General features: G+C 53.2%; 2 protein-coding genes. Both read left to right on the forward strand.

The window, feature by feature from the left end; genetic code table 11:
* Nucleotides 1–235: 235 nt before the first annotated feature.
* Nucleotides 236–1,789, forward strand: coding sequence for a peptide MFS transporter (locus tag NNN71_RS24360; protein WP_271459552.1), 1,554 nt, complete (start codon nt 236–238; stop codon nt 1,787–1,789).
* A 179-nt stretch (nt 1,790–1,968) separates the two neighbouring features.
* Nucleotides 1,969–2,268, forward strand: coding sequence for a DUF1889 family protein (locus NNN71_RS24365; protein ID WP_065356095.1), 300 nt, complete (start codon nt 1,969–1,971; stop codon nt 2,266–2,268).
* Nucleotides 2,269–2,456 lie beyond the last annotated feature (188 nt).

A 2,456-nucleotide genomic window follows, 5' to 3' on the forward strand; every position in this document is an offset into this window, starting at 1 on the left:
GTATGATATTGTGATGTCAATCACCTTATGCCTTTTGCCAATACAAAATCTATAAAACTAGATGTTTGTCGAGTTTTCATCTAAAAATAGCGGTGAAGGGACTAGACACGACCATCTTATGGTTATCAAATGGTTAAAAACTCAGAGTCGAATGTAAAAAATCGACAAAATTAGAAAATGGTTAGCCTGCTTACACGACTTACCTGCGTGACAACGCACCTTCTCTGGAGAAACTATGCATTCCACTGTTAATAAAAACGAAAGCCGAACCTTTTTCGGTCACCCTTATCCGCTGGGGTCGCTGTTCTTTACCGAAATGTGGGAGCGCTTCTCGTTTTACGGCATTCGCCCGTTACTGATCCTGTTTATGGCCGCTACCGTGTATGACGGCGGTATGGGATTAGCGCGTGAAAACGCGTCGGCGATTGTTGGTATCTTCGCGGGCACCATGTACCTGGCGGCGCTGCCGGGCGGTTGGCTGGCGGATAACTGGCTCGGCCAGCAAAAAGCGGTGTGGTACGGTTCCATCCTGATTGCGCTGGGACATCTGTCTATCGCGCTGTCGGCGTTTATGGGCGACAACCTGTTCTTTATCGGCCTGATGTTTATCGTACTGGGGTCGGGTCTGTTTAAAACCTGTATCTCAGTGATGGTCGGCACTCTGTATAAAAAAGGCGATGCCCGTCGCGATGGCGGCTTCTCCCTGTTTTATATGGGTATCAACATGGGGTCGTTTATCGCGCCGCTGATTTCCGGCTGGCTGATTAAATCCAACGGGTGGCACTGGGGCTTTGGTATCGGTGGTATCGGGATGCTGGTCGCGCTGGTTATCTTCCGTGTGTTCGCCGTACCGGCGATGAAGCGCTACGACAGCGAAGTGGGGCTGGACTCCACCTGGAACAGCCCGGTGGTGAAAAAGAACGGCGTAGGCGCATGGCTGCTGGCGCTGGCGGTGGGCGTCGCGGTGGTTATCACCCTGATTGCTCAGGGCGTGATCGTGATTAACCCGGTGGCCGTGGCGAGCGTGTTGGTGTACGTGATCGCGGCATCGGTAGCACTGTACTTTATTTACCTGTTTGCCTTTGCGGGCCTGAGCCGTAAAGAACGCGCGCGTCTGCTGGTGTGCTTTATTCTGCTGGTTTCCGCCGCGTTCTTCTGGTCCGCCTTTGAGCAGAAACCCACTTCCTTCAACCTGTTCGCCAACGACTATACCAACCGCATGATCGGTGATTTTGAGATCCCGGCGGTATGGTTCCAGTCAATTAACGCCCTGTTTATCATCCTGCTCGCTCCGGTCTTCAGCTGGGCGTGGCCTGCGCTGGCGCGTAAGAACGTGCGCCCGGGCAGTATCACCAAGTTCGTGATCGGTATTCTGTGCGCGGCAGCAGGCTTTGGCCTGATGATGATGGCGGCGCAGAACGTGCTGAGCAACGGCGGCGCGGGCGTTTCCCCAATGTGGCTGGTGGGGAGCATTCTGATGCTGACGCTCGGCGAGCTGTGTCTGAGCCCGATTGGGCTGGCGACCATGACGCTGCTGGCACCGGAAAGAATGCGCGGCCAGATGATGGGGCTGTGGTTCTGCGCCAGCGCGTTGGGTAACCTGGCCGCTGGCCTGATTGGCGGCCACGTGAAGGCCGACCAACTGGATATGCTGCCGGATCTGTTCGCCCGCTGTTCTATCGCACTGCTGATCTGTGCTGCCGTATTGTGCGTGCTGATTGTTCCGGTACGCCGGATGCTGGAAAACAGCAAATCCAGCGCGGAGCAGAACCCGGCGACTAACGTCTGATTGCCATTCAACATCACCTGCCGGCGCCGATGCGCCGGCTTTTTTTTGCGCAAACGGCGGCCAAAAGGGTGACAGCTCACGAAAAAATGCAAGAACGTGAGCGGTTTCTTTGAAATCCCGCTCGATTCCAGTCCATAGTATAGACTTGTTTACTACGTGGTTAATTTAAGGACAAGAATATGCCAGCAGTCATTGATAAAGCGTTGGATTTTATTGGTGGTATGAATACGTCTGAGCCGGTGCCACAGTCTATGGACGAAAGTACAGCGAAGGGAATTCTGAAATATTTGAAAGAGCTGGGCGTGCCCGCGAGTGCGGCCGACATTACGGCGCGTGGCGATCGCGAAGGCTGGAATGCTGGATTCACTCAGAAGGTTGCTGGCTGGGCCGACAAGGTTGACTCTGGTGAACACATGCTGATTAAAAACCCGGAATACTTCTCCGATTATATGCGCGAAGAGCTCCGTGCGCTGGTATAAACCCTAAGTCGGCGCTCTCGCTTTGACGGTGAGAGCGCAAAGTCCGATGTTTATCTGCATATTTTCTCTCAATAAGCGATTTCGGCCTGGTTGCAATTAATCTGAAAACCGTTGGCCTGCCTTGAGCCATCATCTTCCCGCTTTTATAATTCCGCTAAGAAAGACCGAATTCAATAAAAATATAATTA

The sequence above is a fragment of the Kluyvera sp. Awk 3 genome, assembly GCF_028069715.1.
GTDB classification, from domain to species: domain Bacteria; phylum Pseudomonadota; class Gammaproteobacteria; order Enterobacterales; family Enterobacteriaceae; genus Kluyvera; species Kluyvera georgiana_A.